This window comes from Amnibacterium kyonggiense, from assembly GCF_004364555.1.
GTDB classification, from domain to species: Bacteria; Actinomycetota; Actinomycetes; order Actinomycetales; family Microbacteriaceae; genus Amnibacterium; species Amnibacterium kyonggiense.
The window spans coordinates 668254-693242 of record NZ_SOAM01000001.1; the positions used below are offsets into that span (position 1 = coordinate 668254).

The window sequence follows — 24989 nt, forward strand, 5'->3', positions numbered from 1 at the left end:
AGAGCGGTCGAGGGCCCTGCTCTACGCTCGGCGCATGGCGAGCGAGGCGACCACCGTCGACGTGGACGGGCCGCACGGCACGAGGTCCATGCGGGTCTCGAGCCCGTCGCGGCTGGTCTGGCCGGAGGCCGGCATCACGAAGCTGCAGCTCGTCGAGTACTTCGTCGCCGTCGCGGACGCCTTCCTCGCCGCGAACGGCGATCGGCCGGTGTCGCTGCAGCGCTTCGGCGGCGACGTGACGGGGGAGTCCTACTTCTCGAAGAACCCGCCGAAGGGCGCCCCCGACTGGATCCGGACGGTCGACGTGACGTACCCGTCGGGCCGGGTGCACCCGCAGCTCGTCTTCGACGAGCCCGCCGCGATCGTGTGGGCCGCGCAGATGAACACGGTCGTGTTCCACGCGTGGCCGTCCAGGGCTGAGAATCCCGACAACCCGGACCAGCTGCGCATCGACCTCGACCCGCAGCCCGGGACCGCGCTCGCCGAGGCGACGACCGCGGCGTTCGGGATGCGGGAGGTGCTCGCCGAGGCGGGACTGACCGCGTTCGTGAAGACGTCCGGCAACCGCGGTCTGCACCTGTACGCGCCGATCCGACCCGATTGGGAGTTCCTCGACGTGCGGCACGCGGTGATCGCAGCGGCGCGCGAGCTGGAGCGCCGGCGCCCGGACGCGGTCACGACCGCGTGGTGGAAGGAGCTGCGCGGGGAGCGGATCTTCCTCGACTACAACCAGGCGGCGCGCGACCGCACCATCGCCGGCGCCTACAGCCCGCGGCCCCTGCCGGCCGCGACGGTGTCGACGCCGGTGTCGTGGGAGGAGCTGGAGGCGGGGGTCGACCCGTCCTCGTTCACGGTCCGCACCGTCCCGGACCGGCTCGCGGCGATCGGCGACCCGTGGGCCGACATGCACGGCCGGGCCGGCGGCATCGAGACGCTGCTCGCGTGGTGGGAGCGGGACGTCGCGAACGGCGAGGGTGAGCTTCCGTTCCCGCCCGACTACCCGAAGATGCCCGGCGAGCCGCCGCGCGTCCAGCCGTCCCGGGCGAGGAAGCCCGACTAGGCGCCCGGCTCAAGAGGCGCGCACCGCCGTGTGGAGGAGGTCGAGGGCGTCGCGGAGGCGGAGCGCGTCGACCTGGCCCGGTGCGCTCGCGGCGCCGACCGTCCCGAAGGTGACGCACGAGCCGAACGTCTCGCCGGCGAGCCGGGAGACGACGCCCAGCCCGCCCATCGCCATGGTGATCGCGGGCCGGGCATCGGGCCGCGCGGTGTAGTCGGCCGTCGCGGCGAGCAGCGTCAGCACGTCCTCCGGCGTCTGCGGGGTGCACGCGAGCTTGACGACGTCCGCCCCGAGCGCCTGCTGGCCCACGAGTCGGCCGACGATCTCCTGCCGGGAGGGCGTCCCCTGCAGATCGTGGAACGACAGCACGACGGGCTTGCCCTCGGCGTGCACCCCCTCCATGATCGCGTCGACGACCTCGCGCGGCAGCGCCGCCTCGACGTCCACGGCGTCGACGACGTCCGACGCCGACGAGCGGATCAGCAGGTCGCGGTAGGCCTCCGCTGGGATCGCCGCGCCGCCGCCCTCGGCCGCGGTGCGGAAGGTCAGCAGGACGGGCAGCGACGGATCGAGCGCGACGCCGACGAGGTCGATCGCCTCGCGGACCGCCCGCTGGTCGGTGGCGCCGTCGAGGCGGTCGATCCGCAGCTCCACCAGGTCGGCGGCGGCCGGCGTGACCGCGGCGGCCTCCGCCTGCAGCTCGCGCAGCGACGCGCTCGTGAGCGGGACGCACACCTTCGGCCGACCGGTGCCGAGCTCGACCGAGCCGACCCGCACGGTCACGTCAGCACCGCGCCGAGGTCGTACGCGTGCGGCACGTCGAGCTGCTCGAAGGTGCAGGACCGCGCGTCGCGGTCCCGGCGCCAGCGCTCGAACTGCGCGGTGTGCCGGAAGCGGTCGCCCTCCATCTGGTCGTACCGGACCTCGAGCACGCGCGCCGGGCGGAGGACGACGAACGAGGTGTCCTTCGAGGACGAGAACCGGTTCCGCTCGCCTTGGCCCCGGACGGGCTCGCCGTCCTCGTCGCGCGCCACGAGGGGCGCGAGCTCGTCGATGAGGGCGTCGCGCACCTGCGCGGTGAACGCGGAGACGCCGCCGACCTGGCGCAGCGTCCCGTCCTCGTCGTAGAGCGACAGCAGCAGCGATCCGACGCCGTGCCCGCTCGCGTGGACGCGGTAGCCCGTCGCGATCACGTCCGCGGTCCGGTGGTGCTTGATCTTCAGCATCGACCGCTTGCCGGGTGCGTAGGCGCCGTCGACCGGCTTCGCGACGACCCCGTCGAGCCCCGCGCCCTCGAACTCCGCGAGCCAGCGCTCCGCCAGTGCGGCGTCGTCCGTGACGCGGGTGACGAAGAGCGGCGCGTCTGGGGAGGGGAGCAGCGCCTCGAGGGCGCCGCGCCGCTCGAGGAAGGGCTCGTCGATGAGCGAGCGGTCGCCGTCGGCGAGCAGGTCGAACGCGATGAAGGACGCGGGCGTCTCGGTCGCGAGCTTGGCGATCCGCGAGGCGGCGGGATGGATCCGCTGCGACAGCGCCTCCCAGTCGAGCCGCTGCGCCCCGGCCGCACCCGTCGGCACGACGACCTCGCCGTCGAGCACGCAGGGGCCCGGCAGCGCCGCGGCGAGGCCCTCGACGAGCTCCGGGAAGTAGCGGGTCAGCGTCTTCCCGCCCCGGCTGCCGATCTCGACCGTCTCGCCGTCGTAGGCGACGACGCCGCGGAACCCGTCCCACTTCGGCTCGTAGAGCAGCCGGCCCCCGCCGGGCGCGACGGCCGGCACGGCCGACACCGCTTTGGCGAGCATCGGCTCGATCGTGTGGTCCACGGGCAGCGGCATGGGGACATCCTGCCCGCCGCGGCGGATCGGCAGCAGGATGGGGTCGTGACGCGCTTCCCGGACGAGGTCGACGGGGTGGCGTGGCGGCCCGGGCACGCGGACGACGTCGCCGAGCTGACCGAGATCATGGCCGCCGCCGACGCGGTCGACGATCCGGGGCACATGCAGGGCGTGAGCGGCACGGAGGACCTCCTGCGGGTCCTCGACCCCGCGGAGGCGATCGTGATCGGCACGCGCGACGGGACTCCGGTGGCGGCGAGCATCGTGTGGCGGCCCGGGGACGGGCCCGTGCGGCTCCGCGGGGGCGTCGCGCCCGCCGCGCGGGGCCGGGGGATCGGCCGCGTGCTCCTCCGCTTCCAGCTCGCGCGGGCGGCCGAGCTGCATCCGGACGCGGGGCTCGCCGGCGTGCGCAGCGTCGACGGGCGCGGACCCGCGGCGGTGGCGCGTCGGTTCGGCTTCCACGAGGCGCGGACGTTCCTCACCATGCGGCGCTCGCTGCTCGGCGGTCCGGCCGTGCTGCCGCTGCCGGCGGACCTGCGCGCCGTGCCGTTCGACCCGGGGCTCGACGAGGCGACGCGCGTCGCGAAGAACGCCGCCTTCCACGACCACTGGCAGGGCGTCGCCGACGGGCCGGAGCAGTGGCGCACGCGGATGCTCGGTCCGCACCTCGATCGCGCGCTGAGCCGGATCGCCGTCGACGCGCAGGGCGACGTCGCCGGGTTCGTGCTCGTCCAGCGCGTGCCGGAGCAGCCCGACGACGCCTACGTCCCGCTCGTCGGCACGGCGCGCGCGCACCGCGGCAGGGGCGTCGCCCGCGCGCTCCTCACCGCGGCGCTGGCCGCCGCCGCGCAGGAGGGACTGCTCGAGACGACGCTCGAGGTGGACGCCGACAGTCCGACCGGCGCGGTGGGGGTCTACGGGGCGGTCGGGTATCGGACCGTCGAGCGGGCGACGGTCTGGCAGCACTCGCTCTGAGCGCGGTGGCCCTCCGTGATCCGCCACGATGGAGGCATGGACGGATCCGATCGGGCGGGATCCGTGCGGGTGCGGCTCGACGTGGCCTACGACGGCACCGGATTCGCGGGCTGGGCGGCGCAGCCCGGGCTGCGGACCGCGCAGGGCGAGCTCGAGGGCGCCCTCGCCGTCGCGACGGGCCGGGCGGCGGGGGAGCCGCCGCGGCTCGTGGTGGCCGGACGCACCGACGCGGGCGTCCACGCGAGCGGGCAGGTCGCGCACGTCGACCTGACGCCCGCCCAGCTCGAGGCGCTGACGCGGCGGCACGACGGCGCGGCCGAGGTGGAGGGCGTCGCGCGCCGGCTGACCGGCCTCCTCGCGGCGGCGGGCGATCTCGTCGTGCAGCGCTCCACGACGGCGCCGGCGGGCTTCGACGCCCGCTTCAGCGCGGTCTTCCGCCGGTACCGCTACCGCATCGCAGACCGCCTGACGGCGCGCGATCCGATCGATCGGCACCGCACCGCCGTCTCCCCGCGCGAGCTCGACGAGGATCGGATGCGGGCCGCCGCGCGCGGCCTCGTCGGCCTGCACGACTTCGCGGCGTTCTGCAAGCCGCGGCCGGGGGCGACGACGATCCGCGAGCTGCAGGCGCTGACGTGGGACCGGGATCCGCGCGGCGTGCTCGTCGCCGAGGTCCGCGCGGACGCGTTCTGCCACAGCATGGTCCGCGCACTGGTCGGTGCGAGCATGGCGGTCGGCTCGGGCCGCATCGCCCCGGAGCGCCTCGCCGACCTCTTGAACGCGTCCGCCCGCTCGAACGAGTTCGCCGTCGCGCCGGCGCACGGGTTGACGCTCGTCGAGGTCGGCTACCCGCCCGACGCGGACCTCGCTGCCCAGGCGGAGCAGGCGCGGGCCCGCCGCACGCTGCCCGACGAGCCGCGCTGAGCCGCTGCGGCGGCCGCGACGCGCCCGGCCCGCGGATCGGGTACAGTAGACCGGCCCTGCGGGAACGCTCCCGTGCGGCTTCGAGCCCTCCAGCGCTCGTTCCGGGTCCGTCAGGCCCCATGGAACCGGCATCGGAGCGGGATCCACGACCACCTCGAACAGGAAGCGTGCACACAGTGACGCGTACGTACAGCCCCAAGGCGAGCGAGATCACCCACGACTGGGTCGTCATCGACGCCACCGACGTCGTGCTGGGCCGTCTGGCCAGCCACGCCGCCGCCCTCCTCCGCGGCAAGCACAAGCCGACCTTCGCCCCGCACCTCGACAGCGGCGACTTCGTCATCATCATCAACGCCGACAAGGTCGCGCTGACGGGTTCGAAGCGCGACGAGAAGCTCGCGTACCGCCACTCGGGCTACCCGGGCGGTCTCACGGCGACGAAGTACTCGGAGCTGCTGGAGAAGCAGCCGGAGCGCACCGTGGAGAAGTCGATCCGCGGCATGCTGCCGAAGAACTCCCTCGGCCGCGCGCAGATCAAGAAGCTGAAGGTCTACGCGGGTCCCGAGCACCCGCACGCCGCGCAGCAGCCCACGCCCTACACCCTGACCCAGGTCGCCCAGTAGGCACCGGAAGAGAAGCACGAGACATGGCACGCATCGCAGACTCCATCGACACCCCGGCGACCTTCAGCACCTCCTCCGCGCCGGAGACCGCTCCCGCCGTCGAGCGCCCGCCGCTCACCGTCCCGGGTGCCGCCGTCGGCCGCCGCAAGCAGGCGATCGCCCGCGTCCGGCTCGTCCCGGGCAGCGGCACGATCACGGTCAACGGCCGCACGTTCGAGGACTACTTCCCGAACAAGCTGCACCAGCAGCTGATCAACGACCCCTTCACGATCCTGCAGCTCTCGGGCGCGTACGACGTCATCGCGAAGATCTCCGGCGGCGGCCCCTCGGGCCAGGCCGGTGCGCTCCGCCTCGGCATCGCGCGCTCGCTGAACCAGATCGACGAGGAGAACAACCGGCCCGGCCTGAAGAAGGCCGGCTTCCTGAGCCGCGACGCGCGGGTCAAGGAGCGCAAGAAGGCCGGTCTGAAGAAGGCGCGCAAGGCGCCGCAGTTCTCCAAGCGCTGATCGCCTCCCCGCACCACCGCTCGATGCCACGGCTCTTCGGCACGGACGGCGTGCGCGGTCTCGCCAACCGCGAGGTCACGGCCGAACTGGCCCTGTCCCTCGCGCAGGCGACCGCGCACGTGCTGGGCGACGGTCCGCGCTCGAGCGGCCGCCGTCCTGTCGCCGTCCTCGCGCGAGACCCGCGGATCTCCGGCGAGTTCATCTCGGCGGCGGTCGCGGCGGGTCTCGCGGGCTCGGGCGTCGATGTGCTGGACGCCGGGGTCATCCCGACCCCGGCGGCCGCGTTCCTCATCGCGGACATCGGCGCCGACTTCGGCGTCGTCATCTCCGCCTCCCACAACCCTGCGCCCGACAACGGGATCAAGGTCCTGGGCGCGGGCGGCGCGAAGCTGACCGACGACGTCGAGGACCGCATCGAGGCCGCGATGGCGGCTGCGCCCCTGGCTCCGACGGGCGCCGAGGTCGGCCGCATCGACAGGTTCGCGGACGCGGAGGACCGCTACGTCGTCCACCTCCTCGGCGCGCTGCCGCACCGCCTCGACGGGCTGAAGATCGTCCTCGACTGCGCGAACGGCGCCGCGGCGGGCGTCTCGCCGGAGGTCTTCACCGACGCCGGCGCGCAGGTCATCGTGATCGGCAACGATCCGGACGGCGTCAACATCAACGACGGCGTCGGCTCCACGCACCTCGGGCCGCTGCAGGCCGCGGTGCTCGAGCACGGCGCCGACGCGGGCATCGCGCACGACGGCGACGCGGACCGCTGCCTCGCGGTCGACGCGGATGGGAACGTCGTCGACGGCGACCAGATCATGGCGATCCTCGCGATCGCGATGAAGGCGCGCGGCGTCCTGCAGCGCGACACGCTCGTCGCCACCGTCATGAGCAACCTGGGGCTCCGCCGCGCGATGGAGCGCGAGGGGATCCACGTCGTCACGACCAGGGTGGGCGACCGCTACGTGCTCGAGGCGCTCGGGGAGGGCGGCTACTCGCTCGGCGGCGAGCAGTCCGGCCACGTCATCCTCACCGCGCACGCCACGACCGGCGACGGCCTGCTCACGGGGCTGTCGGTCATGGCGGAGGTCGCGCGCACCGGCAGGACGCTCGCCGAGCTCGCCGCCGCCGTCACGATCTATCCGCAGGTCATGATCAACGTCCGCGACGTCGACCGCGCTCGGACGGACGACCCGGACCTCGTCGCCGCGGTCGCCGCGGCCGAGCTGGAGCTCGGCGACGCCGGTCGCGTGCTGCTGCGTCCCTCCGGGACCGAGCCGGTCGTCCGCGTCATGGTGGAGGCCGCCGATCACGACACGGCGGAGTCGGTCGCCGCAGCGCTCGCCGAGGTGGTGCGCGAGCGGCTCGCGCTCGCCCCCGCCCCGTGAGCCGCGTCGCGCCGCCCCCGGACCCCGAGACCCGGCGCCGGGGGATGCGGCGGCTGCTGCTGGTCGCGATCGCGCTGTGCCTGCCGATCATCGTCCTGGCGTGGTTCGTCGTGCCCGCGGGCTGGGACGCGCTCGCGATCATCACGACGCTCGCCTACGTCGCCGGCGTGCTCGCGCTGTCGGTCTTCGTGACGAGCGTCGTCCAGCTCCGGACGCAGCGCCTCTGGCCGCGCGTCGCGATCGCCGTCGCGGCCGTGATCGCCGGCGCGGTGCTGCTGCAGGTGTGGCCGCCCGACCAGGCGCAGATCGCCTACGCGTCCGGGCAGGTCCTCGCGCCTCCGGAGCGCGCGCTGCATCTGACGTACCTCTACGTGCTCGTGTTCGCGCCGTGGCAGCTCGGGGTGTTCGTCCTCTTCGGCACCGTCGGTGCCGCCCTCACGCGGTGGCGGTCGCGGTCGCGGTGACCCTCCGCCCGCGGTGGTCGAGCCGTGCGCTCCGCGCCGGTGCCGAGACCACCGCGCTCCGGGTCAGATCTTGCGGAGCAGGACCGAGCGGACCGCGTGGTCCTCGGCCTTCTTCAGCACGAGCGTGGCGCGGGACCGGGTGGGCAGGATGTTGTCCCGCAGGTTCGGCTCGTTGATCGACCGCCAGTAGCCGAGCGCGGTCTCGCGCGACTCCTCCGGCCCCAGGTCGGCGAAGCGGTGGAAGTACGACGCGGGGCTCGAGAACGCGGCCGTCTGCAGCTGCTGGAACCGGTGGACGTACCACTCGGCGATGTCGTGCGTGCGGGCGTCCACGTAGACGCCGAAGTCGAACAGGTCGCTGACCGCGAGGCCCTCGCGGGTGGGCGCCTGCAGCACGTTCAGGCCCTCGATGATCAGGATGTCGGGGCGCCGGACGACCAGCTCCGCCCCCGGGACGATGTCGTAGCGCTCGTGCGAGTAGAACGGCGCCCGCACCTCCGCCGCACCGCTCTTCACCGCGGTGACGAAGCGCAGCAGGCCGCGGCGGTCGTACGACTCCGGGAACCCCTTGCGGTCGAGGATGCCCCGCCGCTCGAGCACGGCGTTCGAGTGCAGGAACCCGTCGGTGGGCACCAGCTCGACCTTCGGGGTGTCCGGCCAGCGGGAGAGCAGCTCCCGGAGGAGGCGCGCGACCGTCGACTTCCCGACCGCGACGGAGCCGGCGACGCCGATCACGAAGGGCGTGGTCTCCTCACGGATCCCGAGGAACGAGCGGGTGGTCGCGTGCAGCTGCCGCGCGCCGGTCGCGTACAGGTTGAGCAGGCGGCTGAGGGGGAGGTAGACCTCCGCGACCTCCCGCTCGTCGAGCGGCTCCCCGAGGCCCGCGAGCCGGTGCAGCTCGTCGGGGCGGAGCGGCTGCGGCACGCCCTGCGCGAGAGCCGCCCAGCGGGCGCGCTCGATCTCGATGAAGGGGCTCGGGCCGTGACCGCCAGCCGCCGCGGTGCGATCCGACACGGCGACGAGCCTAGCGATCGCACCTGTCCCCTGATCGGGCGGCGGATAGGCTCGGCATGGTGTGCGGGATCGTCGGATATGTGGGACCAAGGGCCGCCATCGACGTGCTCGTCGGCGGGCTGAAGCGGCTCGAGTACCGCGGGTACGACTCGGCCGGCGTCGCGGTGATCGACGACGACGGCGCGCTCGTGACGCACAAGCGCGCGGGCAAGCTCGGCGTGCTGGAGGGCGACCTGCTCCGCGCGCCGTTGCCGGACGCGCGGACCGGCATCGGCCACACCCGCTGGGCCACGCACGGCGGCCCGACGGACGCGAACGCGCACCCGCACCTCGGCGACGACGGCAGGCTCGCACTGATCCACAACGGGATCATCGAGAACTTCGCGTCCTTGAAGGACGAGCTCCTCGACGAGGGCTTCACCTTCTCGAGCGAGACGGACACGGAGGTCGCGGCGGTGCTGCTCGGCCGCGAGTACCGCCGCTCGGGCGACCTCCTGACCGCGTTCCGCGCGGTCGTCGGGCGGCTGCACGGCGCGTTCACCCTCCTCGCGGTGCACGCGGACGAACCGGGCCTCGTCGTCGGCGCCCGCCGGAACTCGCCGCTCGTGGTCGGCCTCGGCGACGGCGAGCAGTTCCTCGGCTCCGACGTCGCGGCCTTCGTCGAGTACACGCGGCGCGCGCTCGCGATCGGGCAGGACCAGATCGTCGCGATCCGCCCGGACGGCATCGAGCTGACCGACTTCGCGGGCGAGCCGGTGGAGGGCGAGGAGTACGAGGTCGCCTGGGACGCCTCCGCCGCCGAGAAGGGCGGCTGGTCGAGCTTCATGGCGAAGGAGATCAGCGAGGAGCCGGAGGCGCTCGAGCAGACACTCCTCGGCCGGGTGCACGACGGGCTCGTCGTCCTCGATGAGATCGCGGACGGCTTCGACGACGAGACCCTCCGCTCGGTCGACCGCATCGTCGTCCTCGGGGCCGGGACGGCCGCCTACTCCGGGCTGCTCGGCAAGTACGCGATCGAGAAGTGGGCCGGCGTCGCGGTCGAGGTCGAGCTCGCGCACGAGTTCCGCTACCGCGACCCCGTGCTCGGGCCGAACACCCTCGTCGTCTCCATCAGCCAGTCCGGCGAGACCATGGACACGCTGATGGCGGTCAAGTACGCGAGCGAGCGGGGTGCGCGGACGCTCTCCATCTGCAACACCCAGGGCGCGACGATCGCGCGCGAGTCCGACGCCGTGCTCTACACGCGGGCCGGTCCGGAGGTCGCGGTCGCGTCGACGAAGGCGTTCACCGCGCAGGTCGTCGCGCTGTACCTGTTCGGGCTGCACCTCGGCCGCGTGCGGGGCGCGCTCGCCGACGAGCAGTCGCGCGCGCTCGTCGCCGAGCTGCAGGCGCTCCCGGCGAAGCTGCAGGAGGTGCTGCTGCAGGGCGACGAGGTCCGGGAGATGGCCCGGCAGATGTCGGACACCCGCAGCGTGCTCTTCCTCGGTCGGCACGTCGGGTACCCGGTCGCGCTCGAGGGCGCGCTGAAGCTGAAGGAGCTCGCCTACATCCACGCGGAGGGCTTCGCCGCGGGGGAGCTGAAGCACGGGCCGATCGCGCTGATCGAGCCGGGCCAGCGCGTCTTCGTCATCGTCCCGAGCCCGCGCGACTCCTCCAGCCTTCACCCGAAGGTGGTGTCGAACATCCAGGAGATCCGCGCCCGCGGCGCCCACGTCCTCGCGATCGCGGAGGCCGGGGACGTGGCCGTGCTGCCGTTCGCGGACGAGGTGCTGCGCATCCCGCTCGCCGGACCGATGTTCGAGCCGCTGCTCGCCGTCGCGCCGCTGCAGCAGTTCGCCATGGAGCTCGCGGCCGCGAAGGGGCTGGACGTCGACCAGCCGCGCAACCTCGCGAAGTCGGTGACGGTCGAGTGACCCTGCTCATCCGGGGCCGCGGATGATCCTCGGCATCGGGGTCGACGTCGTCGACATCGCGCGGTTCGGCCGGTCGCTCGAGCGGACGCCGCCGCTGCGCGACCGCCTCTTCGCCCGGAGCGAGCGGGACCTGCCGCTGTCCTCCCTCGCCGCCCGATTCGCGGCGAAGGAGGCGCTCATCAAGGCCTCGGGCGACTCGAGCGGCTTCAGCTGGCAGGACATGGTGGTGAAGAGCGACCCGTCCCGACGGCCGCGTCTGGTGACGACCGGCGAGGTCGCGACGCGGCTCGCCCTGCTCGGCGTGACGACGACGCACCTGTCGCTGAGCCACGACGCCGGGATCGCCTCCGCGTTCGTGGTGCTGGAGGGCTGATGGGCCGGCTCCGCGTCCTCCCCGGCGCCGGCGAGCCGGCGCTCGACCCGCGCTCCGGCACCGCGCCGGTCCGGCGGGCGCGGATCGACACGGGCGCGATCGAGCACAACGTCCGCGTGCTCCGCGAGATCGCCGGCACGCCCGAGTTCCTCGCCGTCGTGAAGGCCGACGGGTACGGGCACGGTGCCGCGACGGCGGCCCGGGCGGCGCTCGCGGGCGGCGCGACCTGGCTCGGCACCGCGGACCCGGACGAGGCGCTGGCGCTCCGCCGGGCGGGTGTGGTGGCGCCGATCCTCGCCTGGATCCTGCACACCGACGCCGACTTCGGCGAGATCGCCGCCGCGGGGATCGACCTCGGCGTGTCCTCCGAGGTCCAGGTCGAGCGGGTCGCGGCGACCGCGCCCGGCGCCGCGGTGCAGATCAAGCTCGACACCGGGCTGTCGCGGAACGGCGTCGAGGCGCCGGCGTGGGGGCGGGTCTTCGAGACGGCCGCTGCGCTCGAGCACGAGGGCGCGATCCGGGTGCGGGGGCTGTTCAGCCACCTCGCGAACACCTCGGCGGCGGAGGACGCGCTCGCCGAGGAGCGCTTCGCCGACGCGGTCCGCCTCGCGCGCGGCGCCGGGCTGGATCCCGCGCTGCTGCACCTGTCGAGCACGGCGGCGGCCGTGTCCCGTCCGCAGGCCGCGTACACGATGGTGCGCTGCGGCATCGGGATCTACGGCGTCTCGCCCTTCGGCGACGCCGCACGGGTGCCGGCGGGGCTGCGCCCGGCGATGACGCTCGCGACGGAGGTCGCCGCCGTGCGCCGCATCGCGCCGGGCACCGGCGTCTCCTACGACCACGTCTGGCGCGCGGACGTCGCCACGACGCTCGCCCTCGTGCCGCTGGGGTACGCGGACGGGGTGCCGCGGGCCGCCTCGGGCCGCGCGGAGGTGCTGCTCGGCGGCGTCCGGCGCCCCGTGCGCGGGCGCATCGCGATGGACCAGTTCCTCGTCGACGTCGGCGACGACGAGGTGCGGGTCGGTGACGAGGTCGTGCTCTTCGGCGATCCCGCGACCGGTGCGCCGTCGGCCGACGAGTGGGGCGCGTGGGCGGACACGATCGGCTACGAGATCGTCACCCGAATCGGACCGCGGGTCGAGCGGGAGCCGACGTGATCGAGCACCTCGTCGTGCCGGACCCCGAGGCGATGGAGGAGTTCGGCGTCGGGCTCGGCCGCCGCCTGCGCGCGGGTGACCTCGTCGTGCTGACCGGGCCGCTCGGCGCGGGCAAGACGACCCTCAGCCGCGGGATCGGCGAGGGGCTCGGCGTCCGCGGCCCGATCTCGAGCCCGACGTTCGTGCTCGCGCGCACGCACCCCTCGCTGACGGACGGCCCGCCGCTCGTCCACGTCGACGCGTACCGGCTCGGCTCGCCGGCGGAGCTCGACGACCTCGACCTCGACTACGAGGCCGCCGTCGTCCTCGTGGAGTGGGGCGCCGGCATGGTCGACGGGATCAGCGATTCGATGCTCGAGATCCGCATCGACCGCGCGGCCGACGACACCCGGTCCGTGGAGCTCGAGGGCACCGGACCGCGCTGGGCCGAGGGCGTGCTCCGATCCGGAGGGCCGGGGATCAGCAGTCCGGGGGCGTCCGCGTCGACGACCGGCTGAGCTCGAGCGTCTGGTCCGGCGGCATCGCCGCCTGGGCGGCGCCGTAGGGGAGCGCGAGCAGCACGTCGCTCAGGCAGAGGGAGAACCGCTGCGCGACCGCGCCGACGGTGTCGCCGGACGCCACCGTGTAGCGCACCATGTCCGGCCCCTCGGCGACCGCGGCGCCGCGGGCACGATCCCGCTCGCCGCCGTCGAAGACGGGCTCCGTCCCGAAGGTCACGAACCATCCCTGGTCCCCGTCGGGCCGGCCCGTGTCGACCGCCGCGGTCGGCGCGGGCGTCGAGACGGAGGCCTGCTCGGGCGCTGCGCGGCCCCCGACCAGGAGCGCGCCGCCGAAGGCCGCCACGACGAGCACGCCGAGGCCGCCGATCACGAACGGCCGGAGCGACGGACCGCGCTCGCCGGCGGGCGCGACTACCGCCGGCGAGCCGGCCGGGTCGATCGTCGTCGCCTCCGCGACCCCCAGGTAGGCGGCGAGGTCGTCCGGCGAGACGCCCGGGCGGTAGAGCCGCTGCCGGAGCGCCTCCCTGTCCGCAGGATCGGTCGCCACCGTCGCACGGTATCCCGTCCCTCCGCCCGCTCGTAGGCTCTTCTCCCGTGCTGCTCGCCATCGACACCTCCGGCGCGACGTCCGCCGCGGTCGTCGCCGACGACGGCGCGGTCGTCGCGGCGCTCCTCGACGAGGACGTCCGCGCGCACGCCGAGCACATCGGCCCGATGCTCGAGGCGGTGCTCGACCGCGCGGGGCGCCCGACGATCGAGGCGGTCGCCTACGGCGTCGGGCCCGGGCCGTTCACGGGGCTCCGCGTCGGGATGGCCGCCGCCCGCGCGGCCGCGCTCGTGCTCGGCGCGGTCGAGCTGCCGGTGCTGAGCCACGACGCCGTCGCCCTCGCGGCGGTCCGCCGCGGCGTGCGGCCCGCCTTCGTCGTCGTCGCCGACGCGAAGCGCCGCGAGCGGTTCGCGACCGTCTACCGACGACTCGACGCGGCGGGCGTACCCGTCCGGGACGGCGAGCCGACGGTCGGCCCGGAGGAGTCGATCCCCGCGCTGCCGCAGGTGCTCGGCGCCGTCGACGCCGGGCTGCTCGGCGCCGTCGCGGCGCTCCGACGCGCGGCGGACATCGCGCCGGAGCCGCAGGAGGCCCGCTACCTCCGCAGCCCGGACGTCACGATCGCGACGGCGCGGAAGTCGGTGCTCGGATGACGGCGCCGGTCCGCGCCGGCACGTTCGCCGACCTCGACGCGGTGATGGACATCGAGCGGGCGAGCTTCCCGACCGATGCGTGGTCGGTCGACGCGATGCGGGAGACCTTCGCGACCGGTGACGCGTTCGTCGCCGAGTCCGACGACGGGATCGTCGGGTACGCCGCCGTCCTCGCACCGCAGGGCAGCGGGGACGCCGACGTCCTCACGATCGCGGTGACCGCCGCCCACCGCGGGAAGGGCATCGGCGCCGCGCTGCTCGAGCACATGCTCGAGACGGCATCGATGCGTGGCGCCCACCGGGTCTTCCTCGAGGTGCGGGCCGACAACCCGGTCGCCCAGCGCCTCTACGCGTCGCGGGGGTTCGCGGTCGTCGGCCGCCGCCCGCGGTACTACCAGCCGGACGGCGTCGACGCGATCGTCATGCGGCTCGACCTGGGAGAGGCGCGATGAGCACCGGTCCGCTCGTCCTCGGCATCGAGAGCTCCTGCGACGAGACCGGCGTGGGCGTCGTCCGCGGGCGGGAGGTCCTCGCGAACGTCATCGCCTCCTCCGTCGACGAGCAGGCGCGGTACGGCGGTGTCGTGCCGGAGATCGCCGCCCGAGCGCACCTCGAGGCGATGCGGCCGACGCTCGAGCGGGCTCTCGAGGTCGCGGGCGTCGGCATCACCGACCTGGACGCCGTCGCCGTGACCGCGGGCCCGGGCCTCGCCGGCGCGCTCATGGTCGGCGTCGGCGCCGCGAAGGCGCTCGCCGTCACCGCGCGGAAGCCGCTCTACGGCGTCAACCACCTGGTGGGGCACGTCACGGCGGATCAGCTGCACGGCGCCGGGGAGGAGGCGCGCCCGGTCGAGCTGCCGACCGTCGCCCTCCTCGTCTCCGGCGGCCACACCTCCCTGCTCCTCGTCCGCGGCCTGGTCGACGACGTCGAGCTGCTCGGGGAGACCCTCGACGACGCGGCGGGGGAGGCCTTCGACAAGACCGCCCGACTGCTCGGCCTGGCCTATCCGGGCGGGCCGTCGATCGACCGCGCCGCGGTCGACGGGGACCCGGCCGCGATCCGCTTCCCGCGCGGGCTCACCGCCGCCAAGGACCGCGAGCGGCACCGGTTCGACTTCTCCTTCTCCGGGCTCAAGACCGCGGTCGCGCGGCACGTCGAGCGCGCCGAGGGCGACCTCGCGATCGGGGACGTCGCCGCGTCCTTCCGCGAGGCGGTCGTCGACGTGCTCGTGACGAAGGCCCTGGACGCGTGCCGGGAGACGGGCGTCCCGCGCCTGCTGCTCGGCGGCGGGGTCGTCGCCAACCGGCGCCTCCGCGACGTCGCCGCCGAGCGGGCGGCCGCGGCCGGGGTCCAGCTGCGCATCCCGCCCTTCGACCTGTGCACGGACAACGGCGCGATGATCGCCGGCCTCGGCGCGCGGCTGGTCGATGCGGGCGTCGCGCCGAGCGGCGCGGGCTTCGGCGTCGACTCGACGTTGCCGGTCGGCCAGGTCCTCATCGCCTGACGGTTCCCTGCGTGTCCGTTGACGGTCGTCCTTGCACGCTGGGAGCATGTGGCCCACACATCCCGCGATGAGGAGCCATGAGCGACTACCAGCCCCAGCCCCCGACCTCCACGCCGTACACGGGGTCGGCAGCGCCCGCGAAGACACCGATCCTGAGCATCCTGTCGCTCATCGGCGGCATCCTCGGCATCCTCACCTCCTTCTTCTGGATCGGCCTGCTCTTCGGCGCCGCGGGCGCGATCCTCGGCTTCATCGGGCGACGTCGGGAGCCGCAGGCCCGGGGACTCGCCCTCGCCGGGATCATCACCGGCATCATCGGCTTCGTCATCTCGCTCGTCGTGATCATCGCGTTCTTCGTCCTCCTTGGAGTCGCGGCCTCGCAGGGCGCGTTCAACAGCACGGCGCCCTGATCCGGCTGCGGAGCGCCCCGCTCAGCGGTGGCAGAGGAGGGCGACGCGGCGGTCCGCCGTCCGCGTGACGATCAGGACGGCGTCCTCGTCGCCGCGGAGCGCGAGCTCCCGGCGGAACGCGGCCGGGTCGAGGTCGACGCCCCGCTTCTTGATCTCGAGGCGGCCGACGCCGCGGGCGCGGAGCTCGGTCCTGATGCGTCGCGCGTCGAAGGGCAGCACCGCGTCGACCGTGAAGGCCGTGAGGAACGGCGACGGGGAGAAGTCGTCCCCGGTGAGGTAGGCGATCCCCGGCCCGAGCGGACGCGTGCCGGTCGTCCGGGCGACGTCGCCGATGAGCCGCGCCCGGATCACGGCGCCGTCCGGCTCGTAGACGTGCTCCCCGAGCGGTCCGACCGGCTCGTCCTCCGCGTCCTCGGACGCGGTGAGCTCGGCGGTCCCGCCCGGTCCCGTCACGAGGGCCGCTCGGCGGACGCCGTCGCGCTCGAGCCCGCCGCGCCAGAGCACGAGCTCGACGACCTCCCCGCGGTCGGAGACCCACTGGGCCTCGGCGCCGTCAGGAATCGCCGAGCGGTCGTGCGCCGGGGACAGCTTCACGCCCGTCGGCAGCCGCGCCGCGACCCGGTCCGCGAAGTCGAGCGACGGCGAGTAGTCGGCAGCGCCGACCCGCTTCGTGTCCGCGTGGCCAGGCGTCCTGCGCGCGGGGTCGATCCAGGCCGCGTCCGCGGCCCCGAGGCCCACCCGCTCGGCGTCGTCGACCACGACCTCCGCCTCCGGGAACGGAGCCAGGTTGTACTGCGCGAGCACCGCGGTGACCTCGTCGCGCTCGACCGCGAGCACGCGCAGCCCGACCGCGGCCAGGGCGAGGGCGTCGCCGCCGATCCCGCAGCCGAGGTCGGCGACGGTCCGCGCACCGGACGAGCGGAAGCGGGCCGCGTGCCGAGCGGCGACGTCGAGCCGGGTCGCCTGCTCCAGCCCCGCCCGCGTGAAGAGCATCCGGTCCGCGAACTCGCCGAACTTCGCCCGGGCCCGGCGGCGCAGCGCCGCCTGGGTGAGCACGGCCGCCGCCTGCTCGGGCGCGAAGCCCGCGCGGCGCAGCGCGGTCGATCTGGCGAGCACATCGGCCGGCGTCTCGGGCCGCGCCTCGTCGTCGATGGCGGCGAGCACGCGGGGGTCGAGGAGCGCTTCGAGCTCGCTCCGTTCCATCCGTCCACCGTAGGCGCCGCGGCGCTGGCACTCGCATTGCATGAGTGCCAGGGGACATCTAGTGTTGGGGGCTGGCACTCGACATGCTCCTGTGCCAATCGAACGTGTGGAAGCAGCTCTCAGTAGCTCTACGGGAAAGCAGAGGTGGACCGTGTCGGTCTCCATCAAGCCGCTCGAGGATCGCATCGTGATCAGCCAGGTCGAGGCCGAGCAGACGACCGCGTCGGGTCTCGTCATCCCCGACACCGCGAAGGAGAAGCCCCAGGAGGGCGAGGTCGTCGCGGTGGGTCCGGGCCGGATCGACGACAACGGCAATCGCGTGCCGCTCGACGTCGCCGTCGGCGACCGCGTCATCTACTCGAAGTACGGCGGCACCGAGGTCAAGGTGTCGGGCGAGGACTACCTCGTCCTGTCCGCGCGCGACGTCCTGGCGGTCGTCGTCCGCTGATCGCAGCATCCGAGGAGGGGCCCGCGCCGCACGGCGCGGGCCCCTTCCCGTTCCCCGGCACCGCCGGACGCCCGTCGCGCGACGGCATCGGAGCCGGCGGGCACTAGCGTGCTCCGGTGACGAGCGAGGCGCGGGCATCGACGAGGGCCGGCCTGCTGTTCGGGATCGGCGCCTACGCCCTCTGGGGCGCGATGCCCGTCTACTTCCTGCTGATGCGGCCGGCGGGCCCGTTCGAGATCGTCGCCTGGCGGATCCTCTTCTCCCTCGTGTTCTGCGCGCTGCTGCTGCTCGTGACCCGGGGCTTCGGCCGGTTCCGCAGCGTGCTGCACGATCGCCGCGCGGTCGCGTCGTTCGCCCTCGCGGGCGCGCTCATCTGGGCGAACTGGACCGTCTACGTCATCGCGTCCACGTCGGGCCGCGTCGTCGACGCCGCGCTCGGCTACTTCATCAACCCCATCGTCACGGTCCTGCTCGGCGTGGTCGTGCAGAAGGAGCGGCTGCGCACCCTCCAGTGGGTCGCCATCGGCGTGAGCGTCCTCGCCGTCGTCGTGCTCGCGATCGAGACCGGCTCCCTGCCGTGGATCTCCCTCGCGCTCGCCGCGTCGTTCGGCCTCTACGGGCTCGTGAAGAAGCGGGCCGGGCGGATCGACGCGGTCTCGGGCCTGACGCTCGAGACGGCCTGGCTCGTCCCGGTCGCCGTGGTGCAGCTGGTCGTCGTCGGGTCGACCTCCGGGCTCGCATGGGGCTCCGCGGGGTGGTTCCCGACCCTGATGCTCACGTCCGCCGGTGTCGGCACCGCCGTCCCGCTGCTGCTGTTCGCGTCCTCCACGCGGCGCCTGCCGCTGTCCGTCGTCGGGTTCCTGCAGTACATCGCGCCGATCCTGCAGCTCGCCATCGGCGTGGCCGTGCTGCACGAACCGATGTCGACGGGGCGCTGGACCGGGTTCGTCCTCGTCTGGGTCGCCCTCGTCGTGCTGGTGGGGGAGTCCCTGGTGCGCGGCAGATCGCGGGGGATCGCCCGCGTGGAGCCCGACCCGGTCGCCTGACCACCGCCCACCGGGCCGGACGGTCACGGATTCGCAACGAATCGTCATCTCGGGGCCGCCGAAACATGGCCGGAACCTGTTCGCCGTAGGTTGCGGATGTCCACCACGCGTCCGTGCGATGTGGACCTGCCCTGAACCGAGAAGTTAGGACATCCATGCCTGGAACCCGACGCGGACGCCGCGCGGCGCTGGCGATCGCATCGACGGCCGCGCTCGCGGTCGCGCTGACCGCCTGCTCCGGCTCGCCGAGCGACACCTCGAGCTCGTCCGGCCCGCTGGACCTGAAGATCGGCACGCTGCTGCCGCAGACCGGGACCCTCGCGGTGCTCGGCCCGCCCGAGATCGCCGGCGTGAACCTCGCGGTCGCCGACATCAACAAGGCGGACGCGGGCATCAAGGTCACCTCGATCCAGAAGGACTCGGGCGACACCAGCACGAACATCGCCACGCAGTCGGTGACGTCGCTGCTGTCCTCCGGTGTGAGCGCCATCGTCGGCGCCGCGTCCTCGTCCGTCTCGCTCTCGGTGATCGACCAGATCGTCAAGGCGAAGGTCGTGCAGTTCTCGCCGGCGAACACGTCGCCGACGTTCACGACGTACAAGGACGACGGCTACTACTTCCGCGACGCCCCGTCGGACGTCCTGCAGGGCCGCGTGCTCGGGCAGGCCGTGCTGAAGGGCGGCGCGATCAACGTCGCCGTGCTGTACCAGAACGACTCCTACGGCCAGGGCCTCAACACGAACGTGAAGAGCGCCATCGAGGGCGGCGGCGGCACGGTCGCGGCCGACGTCTCGTTCGACCCGAACGCGACGAACTTCTCCGCCGAGGTCTCCAAGGCCCTGGCGTCGAAGCCGGACGCGCTCGTCGTGATCTCGTTCGACCAGATCAAGTCGATCGCGCAGGAGATCGACAAGGCGGGCTACCCGTTCAGCAAGGTCTGGGGCGCGGACGGCAACTACGGCGTCATCACCCCCGACTTCAAGAACGTCGACATCGCCGGCGCCCAGTTCACGAACCCGGGCGTCGTCGCGACGGACGACTTCAAGAGCCGCCTGCAGGCCCAGGTGAAGAGCGACGGCGACAAGGAGCTCAGCGTCTTCTCCTACGCGCCGGAGTCCTACGACGCCACGACCCTCATCGCGCTCGCGGCGCTCGTCGGTGGCAAGACCGACGGCACCACGATCCGCGACAACCTCGCACAGGTGTCGTCTGGCGGCGAGAAGTGCAAGTCGTTCGCCGAGTGCGCGAAGCTCGTCAAGGCGGGCACGAAGAACATCGACTACGACGGCGTCTCGGGCCCGATCTCGCTCGACAAGAACGGCGACCCGTCGCAGGCGTACATCTCGATCTACAAGTACGCGAAGGGCAACACCAGCTCGGCTGTCGGCTCCGAGTTCGGCGACCTGACCAAGCAGTAGGTCCCACCACCGCGCGGAGGGCGTGGGGTCGGCTCCGGCCGGCTCCACGCCCTCCGTCGTTCCCGGGGCCGGGCGGTCGGCGTCAGTCGTCGCCGCAGGCGCGGACGACCCAGGCGAGCACCGCGTCCTTGATCGCCTTCGGCGCCCGCACCGGGACGGTGCCGCGTGCGCCGTCCGCGAGGCGCAGCTGCACGGGGAGCACCGTGCCGACCTTGTCCTCGGCGATCGCGTGCAGGTCGCAGCGGGTCGGCACGGTGCGGAGCGCGAGCCGCCCCGACGCCGTGAAGCGGCGGCCGATCGTCCACAGCTCGGTGCCGCCCGCGGGGGAGAGCAGCGGGGTCGGCAGCACCCGTTCGATCTCGATGCCCGCCGCCGCGGCGGCGCCGCCGATCACGGCCAGGTCGACCTCCGCGGTCCTGCCGTGCGGCCGGAACGCCGCGACGGCGAGCGAGGCGGTGCGCGCCGCGCGCTCGCGGAAGCAGTCGGCCGCGTGGAGCCCGCGGAGCGTCCCGTGCTCGTCGACGGCCCGGACGGATCGCGTCGTGCCGTCAGCGAGCCGCAGGAGGCCGCTGAGGCGCGTCGTCGACCCGCAGTCGGCGGTGGTGAGCCGCGCAGGCAGGTCGACCACGACGCCCGCGCCGATCTCGGCCGGATCGTCGTCGGACCAGCGCAGCGCGGGCGTCCAGCCGGATCCGCGGAGGGCCGCAGCTCGCACCACGATGCGCTCCTCCGACCCGTTGACGACCCGGAGCTGCACCTGGTCGGGCGCGATGTCGGACCGGTACTGCAGCACCCGGATGGACACGCCGGGCAGCGTCGTCGGCGCCGCGGGGGACGAGCAGCCGCCGAGCGCGCAGGCGAGCAGGGCGGCGACCGCGCCGGCCGCCGCCCTGCTCGGCGTCGTCAGGGCTTGCGCGCCTTCTCCTGGTCGGCGGCGAGGGTGCCGAGGTAGAGCTCGATCACCTTGGGGTCGTTCATCAGCTCGCGGCCCTTGCCCGTGTACGCGTCGCGGCCCTGGTCGAGCACGTAGCCGCGGTGGCAGATCTGCAGCGCCCGCCGGGCGTTCTGCTCGACGATCAGCACCGAGACGCCGGCGCGGTTCACGCGCGCGACGTTGAGGAACGTCTCGTCCTGGCGGACGGGGGAGAGGCCGGCGGAGGGCTCGTCGAGCAGCAGCACCGACGGGTCCATCATGAGCGCCCGCGACATCGCGACCATCTGCCGCTCGCCGCCGGAGAGCGAGCCGGCCCGCTGCTTGAGGCGCTTCTTCATCTCGGGGAACAGGCCGACGACCTCGTCGATGCGCTCGGCGTAGAGCTTGGGGCGCTGGAAGACGCCCATCTCGAGGTTCTCCTGGATGGTGAGGCTCGGGAACACGTTGTTCGTCTGCGGGACGAACCCGACGCCCTTCGTCACGAGCTTGTCGGCGCCGAGCCCGGTGATGTCCTCGCCGCGGAGCGTGACGCTGCCGCTGCGGATGTTCACCTGCCCGAAGATCGCCTTCAGCAGGGTCGACTTGCCGGCGCCGTTCGGGCCGATGATGCCGACCAGCTCGCCCTTGCCGACCTCGACGGTGCAGCCGTTCAGGATGTTGATGCCCGGCAGGTAGCCCGCGTGCAGGGCGTCCGTGCGCAGGACGATCTCGTCAGCCATCGGTGCGGTCCTCCTCGCGCTCGACCTCGGCCTGCGTCTCGTCGAGGAGCTCCGCCTGCTGCTCCTCCGTGAGGTCGCCGAGGTCCGTGTCGTGGTGCGAGCCGAGGTAGGCGTCGATGACGGCCTGGTCGGACATCACCTCGTCGGGGAAGCCCTCCGCGACGATGCGCCCCTCGGCCATCACGATCACCCAGTCCGCGATCTCGCGGACGACGTGCATGTCGTGCTCGACGAAGAGCACGGTCATGCCGCTCGACTTGAGGTCGAGGATGTGGTGCAGCAGCGACTGCGTCAGCGCCGGATTCACGCCCGCCATCGGCTCGTCGAGCATGATCATCTTCGGGTCGCTCATCAGCGCGCGCGCCATCTCGAGCAGCTTGCGCTGCCCGCCGGACAGGCTCGCGGCGAAGTCGTCGGCCTTCGCGTCGAGCTTGAAGCGGGCGAGCAGGTCCTGCGCGCGCTCGGTGATCTGCTGCTCGCGACGCCGCCACAGCGCGGGCACGAGGGCGCGGGCGATGTTCTCGCCCGGCTGCTCCTGCGCCCCGAGCCGCATGTTCTCCATGACGGAGAGCATCGACAGGGCCTTCGTCAGCTGGAACGTGCGGATCATGCCGCGGCGGGCGACCTTGTAGGCGGGCACGCCGCCGATCGGCTTCCCGTCGAACGACCAGGAGCCGTGGTTCGGCTTGTCGAAGCCGGTCAGCAGGTTGAAGAACGTCGTCTTCCCGGCGCCGTTCGGGCCGATCAGCGCGGTGATGGCGCCGCGCGGGATCTCCACGTGGTCGACGTCCACGGCGTGGACGCCGCCGAACGTGCGCTGCACGCCGTCCGCGACGACGATCGGGTCGGTCTTCTTCACGCCGGGCGCCGGCGCGCCGTCGATGAGCGCCGCGCGCTCCGCGGTCGTGTCAGGCAAAGAACGCCTCCCGCTTCTTGCCGATCAGGCCGGACGGCCTGAAGATCACGATGAGCATCAGGGCCACACCCACGATGATGAACCGCACCGGGCCCTGCTGGATGGTCGTGATCGGCAGCCAGTGGTACTGCACGGCGAGCGACAGGAAGCCGTCGGCCAGGGACAGCACGATCCAGAACACGATCGCCCCGACGAGCGGCCCGAACACCGTCGTCGCGCCGCCGAGCAGGATGATCGTCAGCAGGAAGAACGTGGTCTGCGTGCCGTAGTTGTCCGGCTGCAGCGAGGTCGGGATGATGTTGATGATCGCCGCCAGGCCGCCGAGCGCGCCGCCCAGGATCAGGCTCTGCATCTTGTAGGAGAAGACGTTCTTGCCGAGGCTGCGCACGGCGTCCTCGTCCTCGCGGATGCCCTTGATGACACGGCCCCAGGGGCTGCGCATGAGCTGGCGCACGAGCAGCGCGACGACGATCACGAAGACCCAGCCGACGAGGATGATCCAGAGGTCGTTCTCGTCGTAGCGGAGCGGTCCGAACCCGTACGACCCCGGCGGGATGGGGTTCAGCGCGTCGAACGTGACCGCGGCGCCGTTCAGGCCGTCCGAGCCGCCCGTGATCGGGATGAGGTCCGGGGTCTTCACGACGTAGCGGATGATCTCCGCCGCCGCGATCGTCACGATGGCGAGGTAGTCGGCCCGGAGGCGCAGCGTCGGGATGCCGAGGATCAGGGCCATCACCGTGGTCGCGACGAGCGTCGAGAGCACCGCCAACCAGAACGGGAACCCGAGGCGCAGCGTCGTGATCGCGAACGCGTAGCCGCCGATCGCCATGAAGCCCGCCTGGCCGAAGTTCAGGAGGCCGGTGAAGCCGAACTGGACCGCGAGGCCCAGGGCCGCGAGCGCGTACGCGATGGTCTGCGGCGAGATGATCTGGCCGAGCGCCAGCAGCAGGAAGCTGAAGTCCATGGTCGGTCCTATCCGATCCGGGATCGTCTGCCGAGGATGCCCTGCGGACGGACCAGCAGGATCGCGATGAGCACGACGAGGGCGGCGACGTACTTGAGGTTGTTCGGGATGAACACCGTCGAGACGTCGGTGATGACGCCGATGACGAGCGAGCCGACGAGGGCGCCGAACGCCGTGCCGAACCCGCCGAGGGTGACCGCGGCGAAGATCAGCAGCAGGATGCTCGCGCCGGTGTCCCACCGCAGCGACTGGTAGTAGCCGATCAGCACGCCCGCGAGGCCCGCGAGGGCGCCCGCGCCGACCCAGACGGTGCGGATGACCCGCTCCACGTCGATGCCGGAGGCCGCGGCGAGCGAGCGGTTGTCGGAGACCGCCCGGGTCGCCTTGCCGATGCGGGTCCGCAGCAGCACGAAGGCGACGAGCAGCAGCAGCACGATGCAGATGACCGCGCTGATGATGTCCGTCGAGCGGAGGCGGATCGGGCCGAGGACCAGCGCCGCCCGGTTGTCCGCGGGCAGCACCAGCTGGTCGGCGCCGAAGATGAACTGGAACAGGTACCGCAGGGCGAGCGACAGGCCGATGCTGACGATCATCAGCGGAACCAGGGCGACCCCGCGTCGGCGCAGCGGCCTCCACAGCCCGAGGTCCTGCACGTAGCCGAACACCCCGCCGAGGACCGTCGCGGCGATGATCGCGACGAAGCCCGGCAGGCCGAGGACGGCCGAGAACACGTAGCCCATGAGCGCGCCGAACGTCACGAGCTCGCCGTGGGCGAAGTTGTTGAGCCCGGTGGTGCCGTAGATCAGCGAGACGCCGATCGAGGCGAGCGCGAGCAGCAGGCCGAAGATCAGGCCCGTCACGATGCGCGGCAGCACGAGCTCGAACAGGCTCGCGCCGGAGCCTCCGCCGGAGGCGCCGTCGCTCGCGCCGGAGGAGGCGCCGCCGGTCGCTCCGGGCGTCGGGCTCGCGCCGCCCTGGGCGACGAGGATGTAGTACGCGGGGACGCCCTGGTTGCCCTCCGACACCACGACCTGCCGCGGGTTGAGCCCGGTCGGCACGGTGCCGGCGCCCTCGGGCACCGTCGACGCGTCGAGCTCGACCTTGTAGGTGCCCGGCGTGGGGACCGGCACGAGCGCCTTGCCGTCGTCACCGCTCGTGACGGTCTGGCTGAAGGAGCCCTGCGACACCGTCACCTTCACGCCGGGGACGTTGCTGCGGTCGGCGGCCTTCCGGATCCAGATCTGGATCGACTGGGCGGCGGAGGAGCTGGGCGACGGCGTCGGGCTGCCGGCCGCGTTCGCCGGTGCGGCTCCCGCGAACACGAGCATCAAGGCGAACGCGGCCGTCGCGATCGCCGTCAGCAGCGCGGCCGGCCCGACTCGTCGTCGGCTGGTCGTGTCGTGGCGCACGTCGGTGGACCTCCGGGGCAGGGAACGGCGCGACGATGAGCCGCTGCGGACGGGGAAGGATCCCGACCGTATTGCCTCGACTGTTTCGTGCGTGTGTCCAT

General features: G+C 73.3%; 28 protein-coding genes. 18 read left to right on the plus strand and 10 right to left on the minus strand.

The genetic code is table 11. The annotated features are described in order from the left end of the window. Positions 1-34: 34 nt before the first annotated feature. Complete coding sequence (gene ligD / locus CLV52_RS03500) at positions 35-1060, plus strand: non-homologous end-joining DNA ligase (protein WP_133764889.1); 1026 nt, start codon at positions 35-37, stop codon at positions 1058-1060. A gap of 9 nt (positions 1061-1069) precedes the next feature. Here ligD and aroD read toward each other — a convergent pair whose 3' ends face one another. After that, on the minus strand, positions 1070-1840 hold the full coding sequence (aroD, locus tag CLV52_RS03505; RefSeq protein WP_162850695.1) for a type I 3-dehydroquinate dehydratase: 771 nt from the start codon (positions 1838-1840) through the stop codon (positions 1070-1072). After that, positions 1837-2889, minus strand: coding sequence for an ATP-dependent DNA ligase (locus tag CLV52_RS03510; protein WP_133764892.1), 1053 nt, complete (start codon positions 2887-2889; stop codon positions 1837-1839). Before CLV52_RS03510 ends, aroD begins: the two co-directional genes overlap by 4 nt. Positions 2890-2934: 45 nt before the next feature. Here CLV52_RS03510 and CLV52_RS03515 point away from each other — a divergent pair, with 45 nt between their 5' ends. The 6 genes from CLV52_RS03515 (at position 2935) to CLV52_RS03540 (ending at position 7760) form a co-directional block, all read left to right on the plus strand. After that, entirely contained in the window at positions 2935-3864 is a 930-nt protein-coding gene (locus CLV52_RS03515) for a GNAT family N-acetyltransferase (protein ID WP_133764894.1), read from the plus strand. Positions 3865-3900: 36 nt separating this feature from the next. Continuing rightward, positions 3901-4788 carry a tRNA pseudouridine(38-40) synthase TruA gene (gene truA / locus CLV52_RS03520; RefSeq protein ID WP_133764896.1) on the plus strand — a complete coding sequence of 296 codons (888 nt, stop codon included), beginning with the start codon at positions 3901-3903 and terminating at the stop codon, positions 4786-4788. A 176-nt stretch (positions 4789-4964) separates the two neighbouring features. Next, positions 4965-5411 (plus strand): 50S ribosomal protein L13, encoded by a 447-nt coding sequence (gene rplM, locus CLV52_RS03525; RefSeq protein WP_133764898.1) that lies wholly within the window; start codon positions 4965-4967, stop codon positions 5409-5411. Positions 5412-5434: 23 nt separating this feature from the next. Continuing rightward, complete coding sequence (gene rpsI / locus CLV52_RS03530; RefSeq protein WP_133764900.1) at positions 5435-5917, plus strand: 30S ribosomal protein S9; 483 nt, start codon at positions 5435-5437, stop codon at positions 5915-5917. 23 nt (positions 5918-5940) lie between these two features. Next, a complete protein-coding gene (gene glmM / locus CLV52_RS03535) occupies positions 5941-7296 on the plus strand; it encodes a phosphoglucosamine mutase (RefSeq protein WP_133764902.1) in 1356 nt (451 codons plus the stop codon). Then, a complete protein-coding gene (locus CLV52_RS03540) occupies positions 7293-7760 on the plus strand; it encodes a hypothetical protein (protein ID WP_133764904.1) in 468 nt (155 codons plus the stop codon). Before glmM ends, CLV52_RS03540 begins: the two co-directional genes overlap by 4 nt. A gap of 63 nt (positions 7761-7823) precedes the next feature. On the opposite strand, the gene coaA is transcribed toward CLV52_RS03540, so the two are convergent. Next, entirely contained in the window at positions 7824-8792 is a 969-nt protein-coding gene (gene coaA, locus CLV52_RS03545; protein WP_162850762.1) for a type I pantothenate kinase, read from the minus strand. 41 nt (positions 8793-8833) lie between these two features. On the opposite strand from coaA, the gene glmS reads away from it, so the two are divergent. Genes glmS through tsaE form a run of 4 tightly spaced genes read left to right on the plus strand, consistent with a single transcriptional unit; the run spans position 8834 to position 12714 of the window. After that, a complete protein-coding gene (gene glmS, locus CLV52_RS03550) occupies positions 8834-10687 on the plus strand; it encodes a glutamine--fructose-6-phosphate transaminase (isomerizing) (protein ID WP_133764908.1) in 1854 nt (617 codons plus the stop codon). A 22-nt stretch (positions 10688-10709) separates the two neighbouring features. Then, positions 10710-11060 carry a holo-ACP synthase gene (locus CLV52_RS03555; RefSeq protein ID WP_133764910.1) on the plus strand — a complete coding sequence of 117 codons (351 nt, stop codon included), beginning with the start codon at positions 10710-10712 and terminating at the stop codon, positions 11058-11060. Beyond that, positions 11060-12217: an alanine racemase gene (alr, locus tag CLV52_RS03560; RefSeq protein WP_133764912.1), complete on the plus strand. Its 1158-nt coding sequence runs from the start codon at positions 11060-11062 to the stop codon at positions 12215-12217. Before CLV52_RS03555 ends, alr begins: the two co-directional genes overlap by 1 nt. Positions 12218-12249: 32 nt before the next feature. Then, entirely contained in the window at positions 12250-12714 is a 465-nt protein-coding gene (tsaE, locus tag CLV52_RS03565) for a tRNA (adenosine(37)-N6)-threonylcarbamoyltransferase complex ATPase subunit type 1 TsaE (protein WP_133765821.1), read from the plus strand. Here the strand turns inward: tsaE and CLV52_RS03570 are convergent. Beyond that, positions 12677-13264 carry a hypothetical protein gene (locus CLV52_RS03570; protein WP_133764914.1) on the minus strand — a complete coding sequence of 196 codons (588 nt, stop codon included), beginning with the start codon at positions 13262-13264 and terminating at the stop codon, positions 12677-12679. The genes tsaE and CLV52_RS03570 overlap by 38 nt on opposite strands. A 47-nt stretch (positions 13265-13311) precedes the next feature. Here CLV52_RS03570 and tsaB point away from each other — a divergent pair, with 47 nt between their 5' ends. The 4 genes from tsaB (at position 13312) to CLV52_RS03590 (ending at position 15831) form a co-directional block, all read left to right on the plus strand. Continuing rightward, positions 13312-13917 carry a tRNA (adenosine(37)-N6)-threonylcarbamoyltransferase complex dimerization subunit type 1 TsaB gene (gene tsaB, locus CLV52_RS03575; RefSeq protein ID WP_133764915.1) on the plus strand — a complete coding sequence of 202 codons (606 nt, stop codon included), beginning with the start codon at positions 13312-13314 and terminating at the stop codon, positions 13915-13917. Further along, entirely contained in the window at positions 13914-14369 is a 456-nt protein-coding gene (gene rimI, locus CLV52_RS03580; protein ID WP_133764916.1) for a ribosomal protein S18-alanine N-acetyltransferase, read from the plus strand. The genes tsaB and rimI overlap by 4 nt, the downstream gene beginning before the upstream one ends. Further along, positions 14366-15421: a tRNA (adenosine(37)-N6)-threonylcarbamoyltransferase complex transferase subunit TsaD gene (gene tsaD / locus CLV52_RS03585; RefSeq protein ID WP_133764917.1), complete on the plus strand. Its 1056-nt coding sequence runs from the start codon at positions 14366-14368 to the stop codon at positions 15419-15421. Before rimI ends, tsaD begins: the two co-directional genes overlap by 4 nt. 77 nt (positions 15422-15498) lie before the next feature. Then, complete coding sequence (locus tag CLV52_RS03590; protein ID WP_133764918.1) at positions 15499-15831, plus strand: DUF4190 domain-containing protein; 333 nt, start codon at positions 15499-15501, stop codon at positions 15829-15831. A gap of 21 nt (positions 15832-15852) precedes the next feature. Here the strand turns inward: CLV52_RS03590 and CLV52_RS03595 are convergent, their stop codons facing one another. Further along, the gene (locus CLV52_RS03595; RefSeq protein ID WP_133764919.1) at positions 15853-17034 is read right to left on the minus strand and encodes a THUMP-like domain-containing protein; all 1182 of its coding nucleotides are present in this window, start codon (positions 17032-17034) and stop codon (positions 15853-15855) included. A 151-nt stretch (positions 17035-17185) separates the two neighbouring features. Here CLV52_RS03595 and groES point away from each other — a divergent pair, with 151 nt between their 5' ends. The 3 genes from groES (at position 17186) to CLV52_RS03610 (ending at position 19946) form a co-directional block, all read left to right on the plus strand. Beyond that, the gene (gene groES / locus CLV52_RS03600; RefSeq protein WP_133764920.1) at positions 17186-17482 is read left to right on the plus strand and encodes a co-chaperone GroES; all 297 of its coding nucleotides are present in this window, start codon (positions 17186-17188) and stop codon (positions 17480-17482) included. 116 nt (positions 17483-17598) lie between these two features. Then, complete coding sequence (rarD, locus tag CLV52_RS03605) at positions 17599-18528, plus strand: EamA family transporter RarD (protein ID WP_246017941.1); 930 nt, start codon at positions 17599-17601, stop codon at positions 18526-18528. Between the two features lie 155 nt (positions 18529-18683). After that, positions 18684-19946, plus strand: a complete 1263-nt coding sequence (locus tag CLV52_RS03610) for an ABC transporter substrate-binding protein (RefSeq protein WP_133764921.1) — start codon at positions 18684-18686, stop codon at positions 19944-19946. Between the two features lie 82 nt (positions 19947-20028). On the opposite strand, the gene CLV52_RS03615 is transcribed toward CLV52_RS03610, so the two are convergent. The 5 genes from CLV52_RS03615 to CLV52_RS03635 form a co-directional block, all read right to left on the minus strand. Further along, positions 20029-20751, minus strand: coding sequence for a hypothetical protein (locus CLV52_RS03615; protein WP_133764922.1), 723 nt, complete (start codon positions 20749-20751; stop codon positions 20029-20031). 98 nt (positions 20752-20849) lie between these two features. Then, entirely contained in the window at positions 20850-21599 is a 750-nt protein-coding gene (locus tag CLV52_RS03620; RefSeq protein WP_133764923.1) for an ABC transporter ATP-binding protein, read from the minus strand. Then, positions 21592-22515 carry an ABC transporter ATP-binding protein gene (locus tag CLV52_RS03625; protein ID WP_133764924.1) on the minus strand — a complete coding sequence of 308 codons (924 nt, stop codon included), beginning with the start codon at positions 22513-22515 and terminating at the stop codon, positions 21592-21594. Before CLV52_RS03625 ends, CLV52_RS03620 begins: the two co-directional genes overlap by 8 nt. After that, a complete protein-coding gene (locus CLV52_RS03630; protein ID WP_133764925.1) occupies positions 22508-23479 on the minus strand; it encodes a branched-chain amino acid ABC transporter permease in 972 nt (323 codons plus the stop codon). The genes CLV52_RS03625 and CLV52_RS03630 overlap by 8 nt, the downstream gene beginning before the upstream one ends. Before the next feature lie 8 nt (positions 23480-23487). After that, the gene (locus tag CLV52_RS03635) at positions 23488-24888 is read right to left on the minus strand and encodes a branched-chain amino acid ABC transporter permease (protein WP_246017942.1); all 1401 of its coding nucleotides are present in this window, start codon (positions 24886-24888) and stop codon (positions 23488-23490) included. Positions 24889-24989 lie beyond the last annotated feature (101 nt).